Here is a 16,962-nt window from a genome sequence, read left to right on the forward strand (position 1 = left end):
AAAATGCCTCCTATTCTGGAGGCATTTTGCTAGTTTCTTTTATTCCAGAAAATTGACCCGACCGGTCTGCACATCATAAATTGCTCCCACAATGGCTATTTCTCCACGTTCAAGCATCTCTTTTAAGACAGAGCTGTGGTTAACAATATACTGGATATTGTAATGAACATTCAGGGTAGTTACCTGATCAATAAAAGGCCGGTTCAGCTCACGCGGCTGCATAATATCGTAAGCGCTCTGAACCGAATGCATTAGCGGCCCCAAGATATACTGAATATACGGCATTTCTTTAATATCAGAAATACTTTTATGCTGTAACCGCAGCTGGCAGGCACTAGTTACTGCTCCGCAGTCAGTATGGCCCAGCACCACAACTACTTTTGAACCCTTAGCCTGACAGGCAAACTCAAGAGAGCCTATGACTTTCTGTCCGGCCACATTTCCTGCAATACGCAGGCTGAATAAATCCCCAATTCCGACATCGAACAGCATCTCTGTAGGAGCTCTTGAGTCCATACAGCCGAGTACGGCAGCAATCGGATGTTGACCCTGATCAGCAGTGACCCGGATCTGCCGGTAAATATCACGTTGTAAACGTTCATTTTTCACAAAGCGCTCATTTCCTTCCTTAAGCAAGTTCAGTACTTGGGCAGGTGTCAGTTGCTGCTGCAAATCGCGAGTACTGATATCAATATCTAGTACTGCGTCATCCAGTTCATGATAATGCTGTTTGAATCCGATTAGTTTTAAATCAATCTTGCGTTTAATGGCAGTTTCATTCTGATACTCCTGAATAACTTGATAAATATCTGGATCGATTGAATCGGACTGAGTCGCATCCAGAATTAACTGCTCATCTTTATGAACATGTTCGAGAGCTGAAATGAGTGCTGAACGGTTTAAAAAAGTAACCTGTGAAGGCAGTTCAATCCGTGTAACAATACCGTGCAAATGCTTTTCCTTATATACACGTACGCCCTTATTCAAATTACCGTATAGGATAAAAGCACTACTGACCAATAATCCAATTAGAATTCCAGTGAGCAGATCTGTGAGTAAAATCGCAACTAATGTGATAATAAAAGGCAAAAACTGTTTCCAGCCCTGCTGATAAAGCTTTTTAAAGAGTTTTGGATGGGTAAGTTTAAAACCCGTTAAAATTAAAATCGCAGCTAGAGCTGATAAAGGAATCATATTCATCAATGGCACAAAAAACATCACTGCCAGTAGCAGGAAAATGCCATGAATAATGGTCGAACATTTACTGCGTGCGCCAGAATTGGCATTGACGGAGCTACGTACAATTACCGACGTAATTGGCATACCTCCAATTAAACCGGAAACAATATTGCCTGTGCCTTGTGCCCATAACTCGCGGTTCGGTGGTGATGAACGTTTTTGTGGATCAAGTTTGTCTGCCGCTTCGAGATTCAGAAGTGTTTCCAGAGAAGCGACTACCGCAAGGGTAATAGCTCCGGTGTAAATCAGTGGTTCTGCTAAATAGCCAAAATCCGGGAAAATCAGTACATCTCTTGGAGCTTCCAGTAAATTAGGTAACTGAATCAAGTTATGATTCTGAACTGCCAAAGGAGAACCCATCGACATTAAAATAAAATTTAATAGCGCAGCGGCAACCACAGCTACCAGTGCCGATGGCAGAACCAGTTTTTTAAGAGGACTACTGTCCCAAGCCAGAATTAAAAATAGACTGAGCAGACCAATCAGTGCTGCGCCTTTATCAAGGGAGCTAAAATTTGAAAAAAATGTTCCAGACCAAACTGCTGACCATGAGAAATCATGGATACCCAATAAATAAGGTAATTGGGTTGCTATCAGAATTACGCCAATTGCTGCGAGCAGCCCTAAAATAACGTTATTGGGAATAAAATTAGCAAAAAAACCTAGCTTGAATAGACCAAAGCCAATTTGAAGTAAACCGGCAAAAATAATACACAATAAAAAAGCGGCATAATTGCCGCTTAATTGATCCAGTTGTACCAGAATGACTGCCGTGAGCCCGGCCGCCGGGCCTGCCACACTGATGTGTGAGCCACTCAACACCCCGACGACAATTCCGCCTACAATCCCCGCAATAATACCGGAAATAATGGGTGCACCTGAGGCTAAAGCTATACCTAAACACAAGGGTAATGCGACCAGAAAAACGACAAGTCCAGAGAGTATATCTTTTAAATAAAAGGGTTTTCTCAAATTTAAAACTGACATAAAACAACCGTTTGGAATAAAAATTAGAATCGACTTCGAGGTCAGATGTAACACTAACATCGATGTTTTTATAAAAAGCGAGTTGATATTGTCTGACAATCTTTCTGAATTAAAGCCTGATTATGCTACTATAATGTGTGATTTTTACACTATTTTATTTAACTTTTATCTAACTCTGCCTTATGCTTGCTAGAGTTGGATTTTTTTCATCTTACTTTTTCATTTTAAGGTTTCGAAACCGCAATCCATTAAAAATTGATACGTAGAATTATAATATTTCGCTGGCCGGGTCCAGTCGGCCTGCTCTATTTCAGGCACATAAATTACCATGCCTTGTCGCGCGCGAGTCAATAAAACCCGATACGCATTTAGCAAGTATTTTTGCTTGGCTTCATTTTTAATTTTCTGCCATGTACTACCTTTGAAAGCCTGATACTTCCACTCCTGATCAAAATAAAAATTAATATCCCAAGCAACACAGGTATAGTCAATTTCCAGACCCTGTATATCAAATTCGGTAGCGACCTCTTCTAGGTAATATGAAGAGCGTACATCTGTATCTAGATTTAGAAACCAATGTTCAGGAGTAATTTTACTTTTAATATCTATTCCATCTGCTCTTAAACGCTTTGCCCCAGAGCTTGCTACAATACCGTAACGCTCCGATCCTTTTGCCCTGGTTTTTAACCATTGCTTAGCTTGCTTCAAATTTCTGCTCAATACGACAGGATAATCAGAACTGATCTCTGAATAGAGCTGTTGAGCAGCCTAAGAATTCCCCTCTAAAATATATTGAATTAATTGTGATACCCGCTCACTTCTAAATGAACGTACAGAGACAGCTAAATGTAAATCCTGTTCATTAATGCCTGTAGTTTGTAGCCAGTTCCTATGTTCTGTAGAGTCCAAATAAACGCTGTCTTCTAATATCTTTTCGGAATAATAAATTTGCCACTCAGAAAACTTCTGTTTCAAGGCTTCTAACCATTCAGTAACGCCAGCTTCTCCTGTATTGATTTCTTGACCACCACCGATTAAACAGACTACAACACACCAATCTATATGCCGGTTCATCACATTGATCAAAAACTCGGGTTCAGACATAGTAAAATTATCAATTCCCTTTTTGAGTTTCATAAAATTGGAAACCTGTTCTTTTTGCCAGGCCCGCTGCGCCTCATCAAAAACCACTACCTGCTCAACAGGTATTTCTGTAGAGCGTAAATAATAATCTCGAAAATGATGAATATTCTGTATAAACGCTTTTGCTGAACGCTCTGCCGCTAGACGACTTTTTGACAGGCCCTGCAATTTAAAATTTTTTACTGTATCGCGCACCAATGCTTCACGTAATACATCGACCAATGGCCCATTACCTGAAAGAAAAACAGCATGCTCTGTCTGATCCTTTTTCAATCGCTGATTCGCAATATTTAGACCAGCAAGCGTTTTGCCTGCACCCGGTACCCCGGTTAAAAAGCAGATCGACTTTATGTTATTCTGCTTGGAGTATTCAATGATTTCCTCAATCTTATTAGAGGTAATTTCAAGATTAATCGTACCTGCATCACTACGAGAAATCTCTTGGACTTGATGGCCTTTATATAAAGCTTGTGCTGCTTCAATAATTGTCGGTGTCGGTTTGTAGGGAGCTTCCAGCCAAGATTGGGTATTAATGACTGAATTATGAGAAAATTGCTGAATAATTTCAGAAAATATCTCTCCAAAATTTTCTGCATTACAGCATGCTACCTCATTTAATGAGGCTATTTCCTCCCAATTCTGCCTAGTTTCTGCTGCCTGTGTAGCCACCAAAACTGGAATTACTTTCTGATTATGACTACCTGCATGAAAATTAAGTAAGTCCAAACAGTAATCAATTACTTGTATTTGTGCTGAGTGACTGTATTGCGTATCTCCCACTTTGAATTCAATGACCAAAATTAAATCTTGAATGATCAAAATATTATCTACACGTTTCCCCATACGTGGAATATGAAATTCAAAAAAGATCTCGCCTTGATCAAGTATACAAAGAGCTCTCTTTAAAATCGTAATTTGCTTAAGCCATGCACTTTTTTGTAATTCATCAAGACTGAACTCATGCTGATAAGCCAGTGAACCTAATATAGCCTCTTCATTTTCATTCCTGAATTCTAAAAAATTATTCTGGTAGTAACTTTGTGCAAGACCCATTCTTTTTAGCCAAACTTTCTTCAATTTATTTTAGATAAAAAAGAAAACCTCCCACTTGGGAGGTTTCCGTTTACTTCGCAGAGATTATTTAGATCCTTTAATACCTGCTTGCAATAATAAAGCGCCTAATCCGCCAATTTTCTGTTCCTGCGGTTTAGCTGCCTGTGGTTTCTTCCCTTGTGAGCGTTCACCTTGCGGACGGGCATGTTGAGGACGTTTACCTTGTGGCTTACGCTCAGGACGCTGCTCCTGATTTTGTTCACGACGCGGACGTGGTGATGTTTTTACCGGCGCAGCAGCACCCTCAGGTCGCATAGAAAGATTAACGCGATTACGCTCTGCATCGACCTGAATCACACGTACCTGTACGATTTGTCCCGGCTTTACAATCTTGTGCGGATCTGAAACAAATTCGTTTGCCAATTCTGAAATATGTACCAGTCCATCTTGGTGTACGCCAATATCAACAAAAGCGCCAAAGTTAGTAACATTGGTTACCACGCCTTCCAGTTGCATACCTTCAGTCAGCTGTTTTACATCAGTAATATCATCACGGAACTTGGCAGTACGGAATTCAGGGCGCGGATCACGACCCGGTTTTTCCAGTTCGGCCAATACATCCTGGATAGTAGGCAGACCAAACTTGTCATCAATAAACTGGTTAGGGTCTACCTGACGAATAATTTCACTATTTCCAATAATATCTTTTACAGTAGTGGCTTTGGCTTCAACAATTTTCTCAACCAGACCATAACTTTCCGGATGAACAGAAGATGCATCTAATGGCTGATTACCTTCTTGAATACGCAGGAAGCCAGCTGCCTGTTCAAATGTACGATCGCCCAAACGGGGAACTTTTTTCAAGTCCTGACGGTTGTCGAAGCGACCGTTCTCTTTACGGTATTCTACAATTTGTTGGGCAATTGCTTTATTTAAACCAGCAATATAACCTAAAATTGCAGAAGAGGCGGTATTAACGTCTACGCCCACCGCATTTACACAATCTTCAACTACCGCATCTAACGTTTTTGCAAGACCGGCCTGATTTACATCATGCTGATACTGCCCCACGCCGATTGATTTCGGATCAATTTTAACTAGCTCAGCCAGTGGGTCCTGTAATCGACGGGCAATAGATACTGCTCCACGAATAGACACATCCAGTTCAGGCAATTCCTGAGAAGCCAGCTCACTCGCTGAATAGACTGACGCACCGGCTTCACTTACAGTCACACGGGTCAGTTTTAGATCCGGGTTGGCTGCCATCATTTCAGCCACTACAGCTTCAGTCTCGCGGCTGGCTGTACCATTACCAATTGCAATCAGTTCAATATCAAATTCACGGCACAAACGCGCAAGTTCGGCCACTGAACCTTCTTTATCTTCTTTTGGAGCAAACGGATAAATCGTACTATGGGCGAGTACATCACCTGACTCATTCACTACTGCCAGTTTTACGCCAGTACGTATACCCGGGTCTACGCCCAATGTACGTCGGCTACCTGCCGGTGCAGACAAGAGTAAATGACGCAGGTTTTCTGCAAAGACCTGCATAGCTTCATTTTCAGCAGCTAAACGCTTTTCGGTCAGTAATGAATGCTCAACCTGTGGACGTACTTTACCCATCCAGAACAGTTTTGCAGTTTGCTTGAGAAAATCCTGACGTGTCTGTGGCTGAATTTGATCCAACTGATATTCAACCTCAATACGCTGAATCGCCGGATCATTTTCACCATCAACTTTAAGGCCCAGCACATTTTCCTGACGTCCGCGCAACATGGCCAGTAAACGATGTGAAGGGACTTTGTTCAAATTTTCTGAAAATTCAAAATAGTCACGGAATTTTTTGCCAACTTCTTTCTTCTCTTCACTTGCTACTGCACTTTTCAAAACGGCAGTTTTTGCAAAGTTGGCTTTAAGCTCAGCCGTCAGCGCAATATTCTGTGCCCACTCATCAATAATAATATGCTGAATGGCATCCAGCTGGCTTTCCAGGTCTGGGTACTCTTCATGCGAGAACCCTGCAAGTGCTTCACTCGGGTCAACCTGTTCAGCCAATATTTTCTCAGCAACCGGCCCTAAACCAGCTTCTCTTGCCTTGAAAGATTTGCTGGTCCGTTTTGGACGATAAGGTGCATAAATTTCTTCAAGAGCATTTTTGGTTTCGACGGCCTCGACCCGGGCCAGCAAGTCATCGCTTAATTTATTCTGTTCTTTCAGCGATTCGATGACTTTAGCGCGTCGCTCATTTAAATCACGTAAATAGGATAAACGCGTATCAAGCTGACGTAGCTGCGTATCGTCTAAGCCTTGTGTCACTTCTTTACGGTAACGGGCAATAAAAGGAACACTGGCACCTTCATCTATAAGCTTGATGGCAGCTTCAACCTGATCTGGACGTACGGCAAGCTCGCTTGCCAGCTGCTGAACTAAGTCAGTCATCGTGTTTGATTCCACAAGGATAAATACTAAAAGCTGTGATTATAAAGACCAAGGCCATAAAATCTACTATTGTTTTATCTAAATTACACATCAGCAATAATGCTAATTTAGTGAAGTTCCATGGTTTTTATGCAATTTTACGACAAAATTCCCGTAAATTACCAAGATCTGGCCGTTCCTGTTTATTTTTTACCTGTATATATTTGGTATCTATGTCTTGATTTTTACTGCAATATTTGGTGCTTTAGAGCATAGTAAAACTCATTGTAAGCATCGTATACTCAATACTGTATATGGGTCTGATCACGATGACAATAAACAATAAAGGAGCACATCATGAGTCTAGTTGTACCTGCTGAACATACAGATGCTGTACAAGCCGATACAGATCGCGTTGAACGTATCCTCGTGGTCGATGATGATGTGCGTTTGCGTACTCTGTTACAACGTTTTTTGGAAGATAAAGGCTTTGTCGTTAAAACTGCACATGATGCTACCCAGATGGATCGTCTGCTACAACGTGAACTGTTTTCACTGATTGTACTCGACTTTATGTTGCCGGTTGAAGATGGCTTGAGTATTTGCCGTCGTTTACGACAGTCCAATATTGATATTCCTATTATTATGCTGACCGCACGTGGCAGTGATTCTGACCGCATTGCCGGTCTTGAAGCAGGTGCAGATGATTATCTGCCTAAACCATTTAATCCAAACGAACTTCTTGCCCGTATCCGGGCAGTTCTGCGTCGCCAGGTCCGTGAAGTACCTGGTGCTCCTAGTCAGCAGGTAGAGGTCGTAAGTTTCGGACCATGGTCTCTAGATTTATCGACCCGTACGCTGACACGTGAAGGTCAGGTGGTCACTTTAACCACTGGTGAATTTGCAGTACTTAAGGCATTGGTTCAGCATCCACGTGAGCCACTAACACGTGACAAACTGATGAATCTGGCGCGCGGTCGTGAGTGGGGCGCTATGGAGCGTTCAATTGATGTTCAGGTGTCTCGCCTGCGTCGTCTGATTGAAGAAAATCCGGCACGTGCACGTTATATTCAGACAGTCTGGGGCGTAGGTTACGTTTTTGTACCAGATGGCGCTGAATAACCCGTTTATTTTATGATCGGAATTATCCTAATGATTTGTACATGCCATTCACTACTGGGAGGTTTTATATCTGCCAATAAAGTGAATGGCTAGTTCGTATAAGAATGCTTAAAAAACCGTATTGTCTATGGCCTTTGAGCCAAGACAAGCCGCTAAAATTCTGTCATAAAATTACAGTCTGAGTATAAAATACACTTATAGGAATCCAGAGTGAAACTCGACCCTATTGATCCGCAAGAATTTACTGACTATGTAGCTTATTCAGAGAAAAAACGCACCCGTGGGGAACGTTTCCTGGACAAGATCAAGCCACGCTCCGCAGCAATGCGTACTACAGTTCTGGTCGGTTTTGTGGTGCTGTTCAGTCTGGTCATGTCACTCTGGTTTTTCTGGCGTACTTTATATTTACCTGAAATTCAGCAACATGCCCGTTATCTGGCTGTTGAGCTTGAAATTATTAACAACCCCAAACTGCGTATCTTCCATGACAATGTTGAAATGGATATAGATACCTGGCTCAAAAATCGGGTCGGAATTGAATATGTCACTGACCCTAAAGAGTATCCCAATGTTCGGGAAAAGGTGATCGCCGAATTCTTTACTAACCATATTGAAGAAAAGCTGGCTAGAGAGTTAAAAGTCGATAATGTTACGGTGTATTTCCAGTTTAAGCCAAGCCCAAGAATCTGGATACAGACCCCCGAAATGCACGGAAACTGGGTCCGTGAACCATTAAAAACTTATGCCAACTATAGCCCTGAACTGATTTTTGGTTGGCTGCTCGGTGTTCCAATTATTGCATCTATTATTATTTTGACATTGGTTCGGCAGTTAAATCGCCCCTTACGTCGGCTGCAAAATGCGGCAAACCAGTACAGCAAAACCGGGAAGGCACCTTATCTAGAAACTAATCATGGTCCACTAGAAATCCGTCAGGTAAATCAGGCCTTTAATCATATGGTTTATACACTGGAGCAGACAGAGCGCGAGCGGATGATCATGCTAGCAGGTATTTCACATGATTTACGTACACCGTTGACCCGAATTCGTCTGACTGCTGAAATGTTACCGGATGAATTCCTGCGTGAAGGGCTGATTTATGACGTTGACGATATGGATGCAATTTTGAATCAGTTTATCTCCTATATGCGTGATGGCTCTGACGAAGAATTAAAAGACACCAATATCAACATCTTGCTACAGGAATTGATTGTACAGTTCAAACCGCTAGATATTCGTTTTGAAGCACAGGATGTTCCTATCATTCCAGCACGTAGCCTGTCATTGAAACGCCTGATTGGCAACCTGATCAATAATGCCAAGCGTTATGGTGCTGAACCAATCGAACTCTCTGCCTATACAGAAAATGACCGGATTATCATCAAGGTAGCAGATCATGGCGAAGGGATTCCAGAAGACCAGATTCAGGATCTGATGCAACCTTTTGTGCGTGGAGACTCCGCCCGTACCGTACAAGGTAGTGGTTTGGGCTTAGCAATTGTCAAACGTATTGTTGATATCCATCAAGGTGAGCTTAAAATCCATAATCGTCCTGAAGGCGGATTAGAAGCTATTATCTCACTGCTGATACCTAAAGAGAAAACTGAAGAAAACAATAGTCATAATCCGCTAGAAAAGATCAAGCAAAGTCTAAGTGACCGTTTTTAATCATGATTAAATTTTAGACATTTGAATTTTACAATTATCTTAGCCTTTAAAAATATTTATTTAAAAAATAGTAGTTTAAAAAGCATCAAAAATATTTATACCTTCATTTCCTGAAAAAATTAGACCTTAGCCTAACAGGCATGCACAATTTGTTTTTTGGGCGGTACAATCCGTCTAGTTTCGAGCATATTGAGAGTAAACCATGTCTTTAGATCGTATTCGATTAGCCTCCCTTCATGACAAAGTAATCAGTGCAGATCAAGCTGCCGAGTTCATCCAAGATGGCATGACTATCGGTATGAGTGGCTTTACTCGTGCAGGTGAAGCCAAAGCAATTCCTCAGGCACTGGTAAAACGTGCCAAACAGCATCCTTTAAAAATCTCCCTAATTACCGGTGCAAGCTTGGGTAACGATCTGGACAAACAGATGACTGAAGCTGGTGTACTGGCTCGTCGCATGCCATTTCAGGTAGATAACACACTGCGCCGTGCGATCAACAATGGCGAAGTAATGTTTATTGACCAGCATTTGTCTGAAACTGTAGAACAGATGCGTAACCTGCAGCTTAAACGCCCGGATATTGCAGTTATTGAAGCAGTTGCAATTACTGAAGATGGCCATATTGTGCCAACAACTTCTGTAGGTAACTCTGCAAGCTTTGCTATTTTTGCAGAAAAAGTCATTATTGAAATTAACACTTCAGTAAGTGAAGAATTTGAAGGTCTGCATGACATCTATATTCCGACTTACCGCCCAACCCGTACACCAGTACCTTTAACTCAGGTAGATGACCGTATCGGTTCAACTGCGATTCCAATTGATCCTGCAAAAATCGTTGGTATTGTATTTAATGAAACACCAGATTCTCCATCTACAGTAACACCACCAGATGTGGAAACTCAGGCAATTGCCAATCATTTGATTAATTTCTTTGAAAAAGAAGTTGCTGATGGCCGTTTACCGAAAAATTTGGGCCCTTTGCAAGCAGGTATCGGCTCAATTGCCAATGCTGTACTGACCGGCTTTAAAGATTCAAACTTTGAAGATCTGGTGATGTATTCAGAAGTATTACAAGACTGTACTTTTGAGCTGATCGATGCCGGTAAAATGAAATTTGCTTCTGGCTGTTCAATGACATTGTCTACCCAGTGTGGTGAGCGTGTTTTCGGCAACCTGGAAGCATATAAAGACAAGTTTGTATTACGTCCACAAGAAATTTCAAACCACCCTGAACTGGTACGCCGTTTAGGTATTATTGGTATTAACACTGCGCTTGAGTTTGATATTTACGGTAATGTGAATTCTACCCATGTTTGTGGCACCAAGATGATGAATGGTATTGGTGGTTCAGGTGACTTTGCCCGTAATGCACACTTGGCAATTTTTGTAACCAAATCGATTGCAAAAGGGGGCGATATTTCTTCAATCGTTCCAATGGTATCTCATGTTGACCATACCGAACACGATGTTGATATTCTGGTTACAGAACAGGGTCTAGCTGACCTTCGTGGACTGGCTCCACGTGAGCGTGCTCGTGTAATTATCGAGAACTGTGTACACCCACTTTATAAAGATGCCTTGAACGACTATTTTGACCGTTCAACTGCTAAAGGTGGCCATACACCACATCTGCTTCGTGAAGCGCTGCAATGGCATATTAACTTTGAAGAAAATGGACATATGCTGGCTGTTGAGCCTGCAGTAAAAACTGCTTAATAGCATTCAGTTAAAAAACGCCCATCTGGGCGTTTTTTCTTGTCTGAATTATTGCAATAGCAAGAACTGGATTAATTTATGCGAAGGCGGGGTGTAGTGGTAACTGGCTGACTAAAGTCTATCTCTCTAAGGGCCTGAGTCTCTAGTGTACCTAGCGAAACCTTACCCAAATCCCACTGAATCTGTCCTGATTCATTACGAAATGGCTGTAACATGATCTCCAGCCCACGCATCGGGTTATCTGACTGTAAACCTGCTGCTATCGCCAGTAAATGCTGTTGTAAGGCTAAGGGCAGATGATCCATATTAACCTCTGGCCTGCCCTCACTCGCTTCAATATTCCGCACCGGATGGGCATTAACAGTGATATTCTGCAAGTCATCCTCAATCTGCATCATCCGATGCTGTAAAGCACGCTGCTCGCTTTTCCTCTCCTGATAGGGAATAAACCCAGTTTCCTGGCGCATCTCAGGCTCAGCCATGACTTTTAATACTGGCAGTTCGACACTTTGTGCAAAAACTGCTGTCGAAGCATTTATGCTAAAAACCATCAGAACAATGTATTTAAAGAAGTGCATAACTATGTCACTCCAGAGCTGGTATCAGTTCAATATATGATTCATTTTTTTCATTTTGTATAAGAATTAACCATCAATTCTGTTACGCTCAGTTAAATCAGTATCTAAATATTAATAAAGACCGCTGATTTTGCCCTTTAGCTATATTCATCATTTTTAATCAGCATAAAAAAAGCCCCATACAGTATATGGGGCTTTTCAAATATGGTGGCGTGAGGCAGGATCGAACTGCCGACACACGGATTTTCAATCCGTTGCTCTACCGACTGAGCTATCGCGCCGATGAGGTGTATTAAGCCGTATCTGCTGGCAAGAGTCAACAAAAATCAGTTTTTTTTAGTTTAAATGCATATATTTTAAGCAAAAAAAATCCCTGATGGGATCAGGGACTGAAAACACAAATATGGTGGCGTGAGGCAGGATCGAACTGCCGACACACGGATTTTCAATCCGTTGCTCTACCGACTGAGCTATCGCGCCGATGTGGGGCGTATTAAACAATCTAATTAACTGATCGTCAAGTCTTTCCTTTATAAAAATATTTAAAAGTTTATTTTTCATGCAAAATTAAAAAGATTGAACAAGCAGTAATAGCGAGACTGATAAACTTAACATCCTCTTAAACTATATTTGCCTAGTTATATCTTTACAGTTTGCCTAGATGTGCCAAGCAACGATGGATAGCCCCACAGCCTGGCTCAAACCTTTTGACTTCTTTTGCCTCTTCATAGCGGCAGACTTCACTGACCAGACGTTCAGCAACTCCACGACCACGATTTGCCGGATGTACTACGATATATTCCAGAGTTTTGCTCTCCCCTTGTCCCGTACACCAGATTGCACCTATAATTTTGGTATTAAACTCTGCTGTATACAACGTTGTATACTGGGCCAGATGCTGTTCAAGTTGCTCGACCGCATCCTGCCCGTCTCCGAATTCGGGACTGGTGTCATACAATCGCTCAAGCTGACTGCGGACTTCTGCATTTTCTAGAGAAGTATGAGCATGTACGGTAATAGGCATTGATTAACCCTCCTGAGCAATCTAATATGCTGTGGCTTTGACCTTGATCAACACAGCGCAAGTTTTCACATCAAACATTTTTGACGTTTTTGAGGAATGTGTCCATGACGCAACGTATCAGTGAAGTGGTAAGAAATACTAACGAAACCAAGATTCGAGTTCGTCTCAACCTTGATGGTACGGGTCAGGGCACCTTAAATACTGGCATTCCCTTTTTAGATCATATGATTGATCAAATCAAGCGTCATGGTCTTTTTGATATTGATATTCATTGTGATGGTGATCTGGAAATTGATGACCACCATACAGTAGAAGATTGTGGTATTACGTTAGGTCAGGCTTTTGCCCAGGCACTGGGTGATAAAAAGGGATTGCGCCGCTATGGACACTTTTATGCGCCACTGGATGAATCACTGTCACGTGTTGTAGTCGATCTCTCTGGCCGTCCGGGTCTGTTTATGGATATTCCATTTACCCGTGCCCGTATTGGCAGTTTTGATGTAGACCTGTTTTCTGAATTCTTCCAGGGCTTTGTCAATCATTCCTTAATGACCTTGCATATCGACAATCTGAAAGGGAAAAATTCACACCACCAGATTGAAAGTGTATTCAAAGCCTTTGCACGTGCCCTGCGTATGGCATGTGAAGTCGATCCACGTGCAGAAAATACTGTGGCCTCAACTAAAGGTAGCCTGTAATGACCCGTATTGCTTTACTTGACTATGGCATGGGCAATCTGCACTCAGCCGCGAAAGCACTAGAGTATGTGGGTGCTACTGTTGATGTCACCAATGACCCTAAACTCATTGCTCAGGCAGATAAAATTGTGTTCCCCGGTGTTGGGGCAATGCGTGACTGTATGCAAGGTATGCATGAAGCCGGAATTGATGATGTTGTTAAAAATGCAGTATTCAATAAACCGGTTCTAGCTATATGTGTCGGCATGCAGGCATTAATGCAATATTCTGAGGAAAATGGTGGCGCCGATGCCTTGGGTATTTTCGCAGGCGCAGTGAAGCGTTTTCCTGAGATTGAAGGTTTAAAAGTTCCCCACATGGGCTGGAACCAAGTTAAGCAGACTGAACCAAGTCATCCAATGTGGAAAAATATTGCTCAGGATAGCCGTTTTTATTTTGTGCATAGTTTTTATGTCGAACCACAGAACCCTGAACTGGTTGCAGCAACCTGCCATTATGGACTGGACTTCTGTACAGCTATCCAAAAAGATAACCTATTCGCCACCCAATTTCATCCGGAAAAAAGCCATACTGCCGGTCTACAGTTACTGAAAAACTTTGTGGACTGGAAGATTTAAACAGGTCTGAAAATTTTTACCATAGCTCATCATCAGGTGGGCTTTTTTATTGTAATTCAGCTTTAAACCTATAGTTTAGAAGTTTTCACTTTTCCTTTTGTTCAAGCTTGTTTATGATGCCTACTGCTTTAAACAAAAACTTAATAAAAACATTAAGGATTATAAAAAATGACTTCCAGTTTCAGTTCAACTACAGATTCACCTTTAAAAGCACATGGCCGTTTTGGACGTCTGTCCTTTTTAGGATGGAACATGCTGATGAGTTTCGGCGTTATCCTGCTTGTTTTCTTAATAGGGCTTTTTGCACCGGGTTTATTTAATACTGCTAAGGGTGCAGAGAACATCTCTATACCTGGTCTGATCATGATGGGGATCTTGTATATTGTCCTGATATACTTTAGCTTTATTTTTACCATTCGGCGTCTGCATGACCGCAATCATACCGGCTGGTTATCACTGCTGATGCTAGTACCGCTGGTGAATCTGTTTTTAATATTATACCTGTTCTTTGCCCGTGGTGATGAAGGCATAAATAACTATGGGCTGCCGCGTGCAACCGCAACTTGGGAAAAGGTGCTAGGCTGGTTATATATACTAATTGTTCCACTCGGAATTTTAACAGCTATTGCTGTTCCAGCTTATCAGGACTATGTACAAAAAGCACAATATAGCCAGCTTGAAATACAGCAACGGGCCGATTAGCAGGCCTATACTCAAGCCATGTATAGGCTGGAGTATTATAAATAATTGATACTTTTACTCGGGAGCTTTTTTTATGCCTGAAAGCACTGAACTTCCTCTGCTCCCGAATAAAGAAGAAATCAACAAGCTTCCTCTCTTTAAAAATTTAGATGCTTCACATATCTATGTGCTTAGCAGTCTGAAAGACTGTCTACCTCTGCAATATGAGCTAGTTACGGCTACTGTACTGGGTTTTGATTCAGAATCTAAACCGACTTTTAGACGTGGCGAGATTTCAACGGGACCTCATCTTATCCAACTGGCCACTGCAGAAAAGGTGTTCCTGTTTCAGCTTAACCCAGACATCCTCAATTTTCTCAGGCCAATATTGGTAAATCAGAAACAGGTGAAGGTCGGTTTTGGCTTAAAAAATGATGTCCACCTGTTCCGGAAAAAAGGTATAGAACTGCAAAGTACAGTAGAACTCTCAAAATGCTTTTCTGCATTTGGCTTTAAACAGTCTGTAGGTTTAAAAAATGCTGTGGCCCTGCTATTCCAGCAAAATTTTCCTAAATCTAAAAAAATCAGTATGTCTGACTGGTCTAATATGCGTTTAAGCTCAGCACAAATCGACTATGCAGCAGCAGATGTTTATGCAGCACTGCTGGTATTTCAGGAACTCAGAAAACGTAGCCTATTGCCTGAGCATACTTTACGGCTGCTTGAACAGGTAAACTGTTTAGACCAGTGACCGCGTCATGGTTATCCAGATTTTCTGTTTTATAGATGATGTGCCTAATCTTATGTAAAGATAGCTGCATCTATGAATAGAATTTTAATTGATCAGCAGCGAATCAGATAAGTGATTTGATATTCCCTTTAATTGCGGGACATAGTTACTAGTTCAGACTGGTAATAGCAGCTCAATTACCACACCTTATCATTTGGATACTTAGCCTAAAGTTAATTGCTGAATTCACTTAATAACATGTTTATTTTTATATAGAATGCCATACTGAATAATACAAAAACATAACTCTAAGCTGACAATATCTAGCCTAATTTAAGTCAGTCTTATTTTATTGATAGATAAAAATATAGCATTTAGAAAATTCAAGTTTATTGTTAAGATTAGACCAATAAAATTCAACAGGTTAAGCAAGGAGCGAAAGCATGCTGATCATCCCGGCAATTGATCTAAAAGATGGTAAATGTGTCCGTTTAAAACAGGGCCGTATGGAAGACGATACGGTGTTTTCTGATGATCCGGTAGCAACTGCACAGCATTGGGTCAATGAAGGGGCACGTCGTTTACATCTGGTCGATCTGAACGGTGCTTTTGCAGGTACACCCATTCATAAACCTGTAGTTGAAGCTATTGTACGGACACAACCAGAACTGCCTGTGCAAATTGGTGGCGGAATCCGCTCTCTGGAAACGATTGAACATTATCTTGAAGCCGGGGTGTCTTTCGTTATTATTGGAACTAAAGCAGTTCGAAATCCTGAATTTGTTGAAGAAGCCTGTAAAAAATTTGCTGGACGCATTATTGTGGGTATCGATGCCAAAGATGGTATGGTCGCTACTGATGGCTGGGCTAACGTTACTGATGTTAAAGCGACAGAATTGGCCAAACGATTTGCAGATGCGGGTGTATCCAGTATTGTATATACTGATATTGCGCGTGACGGGATGATGCAAGGTGTAAATATTGAGCAGACCGTAGCCTTGGCCCAGTACTCGGGGTTACCTGTTATTGCGTCTGGTGGCGTAACCAATATGGAAGATATCCGTATGCTGAAAGACCAGCCAGGCATCTTAGGTGCAATCACCGGTCGTGCAATCTATGAAGGTACGCTCAGTCTGCGTGAAGCACAATTGCTTCTCGACGAGCAATCGCCTGTAGTGCTGTAAATTATACAGCCAGATTTAAAGAGGCCATCTGGCCTCTTTTTTATATTAACTGAAACCTCTTTTTATAGTGTATTGCCGCTTTATAAATGAGCAGCAAGTG

The 16,962-nt window shown here is 41.7% G+C and carries 12 protein-coding genes, 2 tRNA genes and 1 pseudogene; 8 read left to right on the forward strand and 7 right to left on the reverse strand.

Annotated elements, in window-relative coordinates:
• Window positions 1–39 precede the first annotated feature (39 nt).
• From N518_RS0100970 to N518_RS0100980, 3 genes and pseudogenes are all read right to left on the reverse strand, one after another.
• Window positions 40–2,226, reverse strand: coding sequence for a SulP family inorganic anion transporter (locus N518_RS0100970; protein WP_010699886.1), 2,187 nt, complete (start codon window positions 2,224–2,226; stop codon window positions 40–42).
• Between the two features lie 219 nt (window positions 2,227–2,445).
• Window positions 2,446–4,422 (reverse strand): annotated as a pseudogene (locus N518_RS16045) (DUF2075 domain-containing protein).
• Window positions 4,423–4,506: 84 nt separating this feature from the next.
• A complete protein-coding gene (locus N518_RS0100980; protein ID WP_005024174.1) occupies window positions 4,507–6,864 on the reverse strand; it encodes a Tex family protein in 2,358 nt (785 codons plus the stop codon).
• A 336-nt stretch (window positions 6,865–7,200) separates the two neighbouring features.
• On the opposite strand from N518_RS0100980, the gene ompR reads away from it, so the two are divergent.
• The 3 genes from ompR to N518_RS0100995 all read left to right on the forward strand — a co-directional run bounded on the left by ompR (window position 7,201) and on the right by N518_RS0100995 (window position 11,350).
• Window positions 7,201–7,965, forward strand: a complete 765-nt coding sequence (ompR, locus tag N518_RS0100985) for a two-component system response regulator OmpR (protein WP_005017991.1) — start codon at window positions 7,201–7,203, stop codon at window positions 7,963–7,965.
• A gap of 210 nt (window positions 7,966–8,175) precedes the next feature.
• Window positions 8,176–9,633, forward strand: a complete 1,458-nt coding sequence (locus N518_RS0100990; protein WP_026443907.1) for an ATP-binding protein — start codon at window positions 8,176–8,178, stop codon at window positions 9,631–9,633.
• A 202-nt stretch (window positions 9,634–9,835) separates the two neighbouring features.
• Window positions 9,836–11,350 (forward strand): acetyl-CoA hydrolase/transferase family protein, encoded by a 1,515-nt coding sequence (locus N518_RS0100995; protein WP_005017988.1) that lies wholly within the window; start codon window positions 9,836–9,838, stop codon window positions 11,348–11,350.
• A 71-nt stretch (window positions 11,351–11,421) separates the two neighbouring features.
• On the opposite strand, the gene N518_RS0101000 is transcribed toward N518_RS0100995, so the two are convergent.
• The 4 genes from N518_RS0101000 to N518_RS0101015 all read right to left on the reverse strand — a co-directional run bounded on the left by N518_RS0101000 (window position 11,422) and on the right by N518_RS0101015 (window position 12,952).
• A complete protein-coding gene (locus N518_RS0101000) occupies window positions 11,422–11,928 on the reverse strand; it encodes a hypothetical protein (RefSeq protein ID WP_005024169.1) in 507 nt (168 codons plus the stop codon).
• A gap of 205 nt (window positions 11,929–12,133) precedes the next feature.
• A tRNA-Phe gene (locus tag N518_RS0101005) sits at window positions 12,134–12,209 on the reverse strand.
• Between the two features lie 123 nt (window positions 12,210–12,332).
• Window positions 12,333–12,408 (reverse strand) — tRNA-Phe (locus N518_RS0101010).
• Window positions 12,409–12,574: 166 nt separating this feature from the next.
• A complete protein-coding gene (locus tag N518_RS0101015; protein ID WP_005017967.1) occupies window positions 12,575–12,952 on the reverse strand; it encodes a GNAT family N-acetyltransferase in 378 nt (125 codons plus the stop codon).
• A 104-nt stretch (window positions 12,953–13,056) separates the two neighbouring features.
• Here N518_RS0101015 and hisB point away from each other — a divergent pair, with 104 nt between their 5' ends.
• From hisB to hisA, 5 genes are all read left to right on the forward strand, one after another.
• Window positions 13,057–13,650: an imidazoleglycerol-phosphate dehydratase HisB gene (hisB, locus tag N518_RS0101020; protein ID WP_005024164.1), complete on the forward strand. Its 594-nt coding sequence runs from the start codon at window positions 13,057–13,059 to the stop codon at window positions 13,648–13,650.
• On the forward strand, window positions 13,650–14,267 hold the full coding sequence (gene hisH, locus N518_RS0101025; RefSeq protein WP_005024162.1) for an imidazole glycerol phosphate synthase subunit HisH: 618 nt from the start codon (window positions 13,650–13,652) through the stop codon (window positions 14,265–14,267). Before hisB ends, hisH begins: the two co-directional genes overlap by 1 nt.
• A 168-nt stretch (window positions 14,268–14,435) precedes the next feature.
• A complete protein-coding gene (locus N518_RS0101030; RefSeq protein ID WP_026443908.1) occupies window positions 14,436–14,969 on the forward strand; it encodes a DUF805 domain-containing protein in 534 nt (177 codons plus the stop codon).
• A 73-nt stretch (window positions 14,970–15,042) separates the two neighbouring features.
• Entirely contained in the window at window positions 15,043–15,699 is a 657-nt protein-coding gene (locus N518_RS0101035) for a 3'-5' exonuclease (RefSeq protein ID WP_026443909.1), read from the forward strand.
• 422 nt (window positions 15,700–16,121) lie between these two features.
• Entirely contained in the window at window positions 16,122–16,862 is a 741-nt protein-coding gene (gene hisA / locus N518_RS0101040) for a 1-(5-phosphoribosyl)-5-[(5-phosphoribosylamino)methylideneamino]imidazole-4-carboxamide isomerase (protein WP_026443910.1), read from the forward strand.
• Window positions 16,863–16,962 lie beyond the last annotated feature (100 nt).

This window comes from Acinetobacter sp. UNC436CL71CviS28, from assembly GCF_000620525.1.
In the GTDB taxonomy this organism is placed as follows: domain Bacteria; phylum Pseudomonadota; class Gammaproteobacteria; order Pseudomonadales; family Moraxellaceae; genus Acinetobacter; species Acinetobacter radioresistens.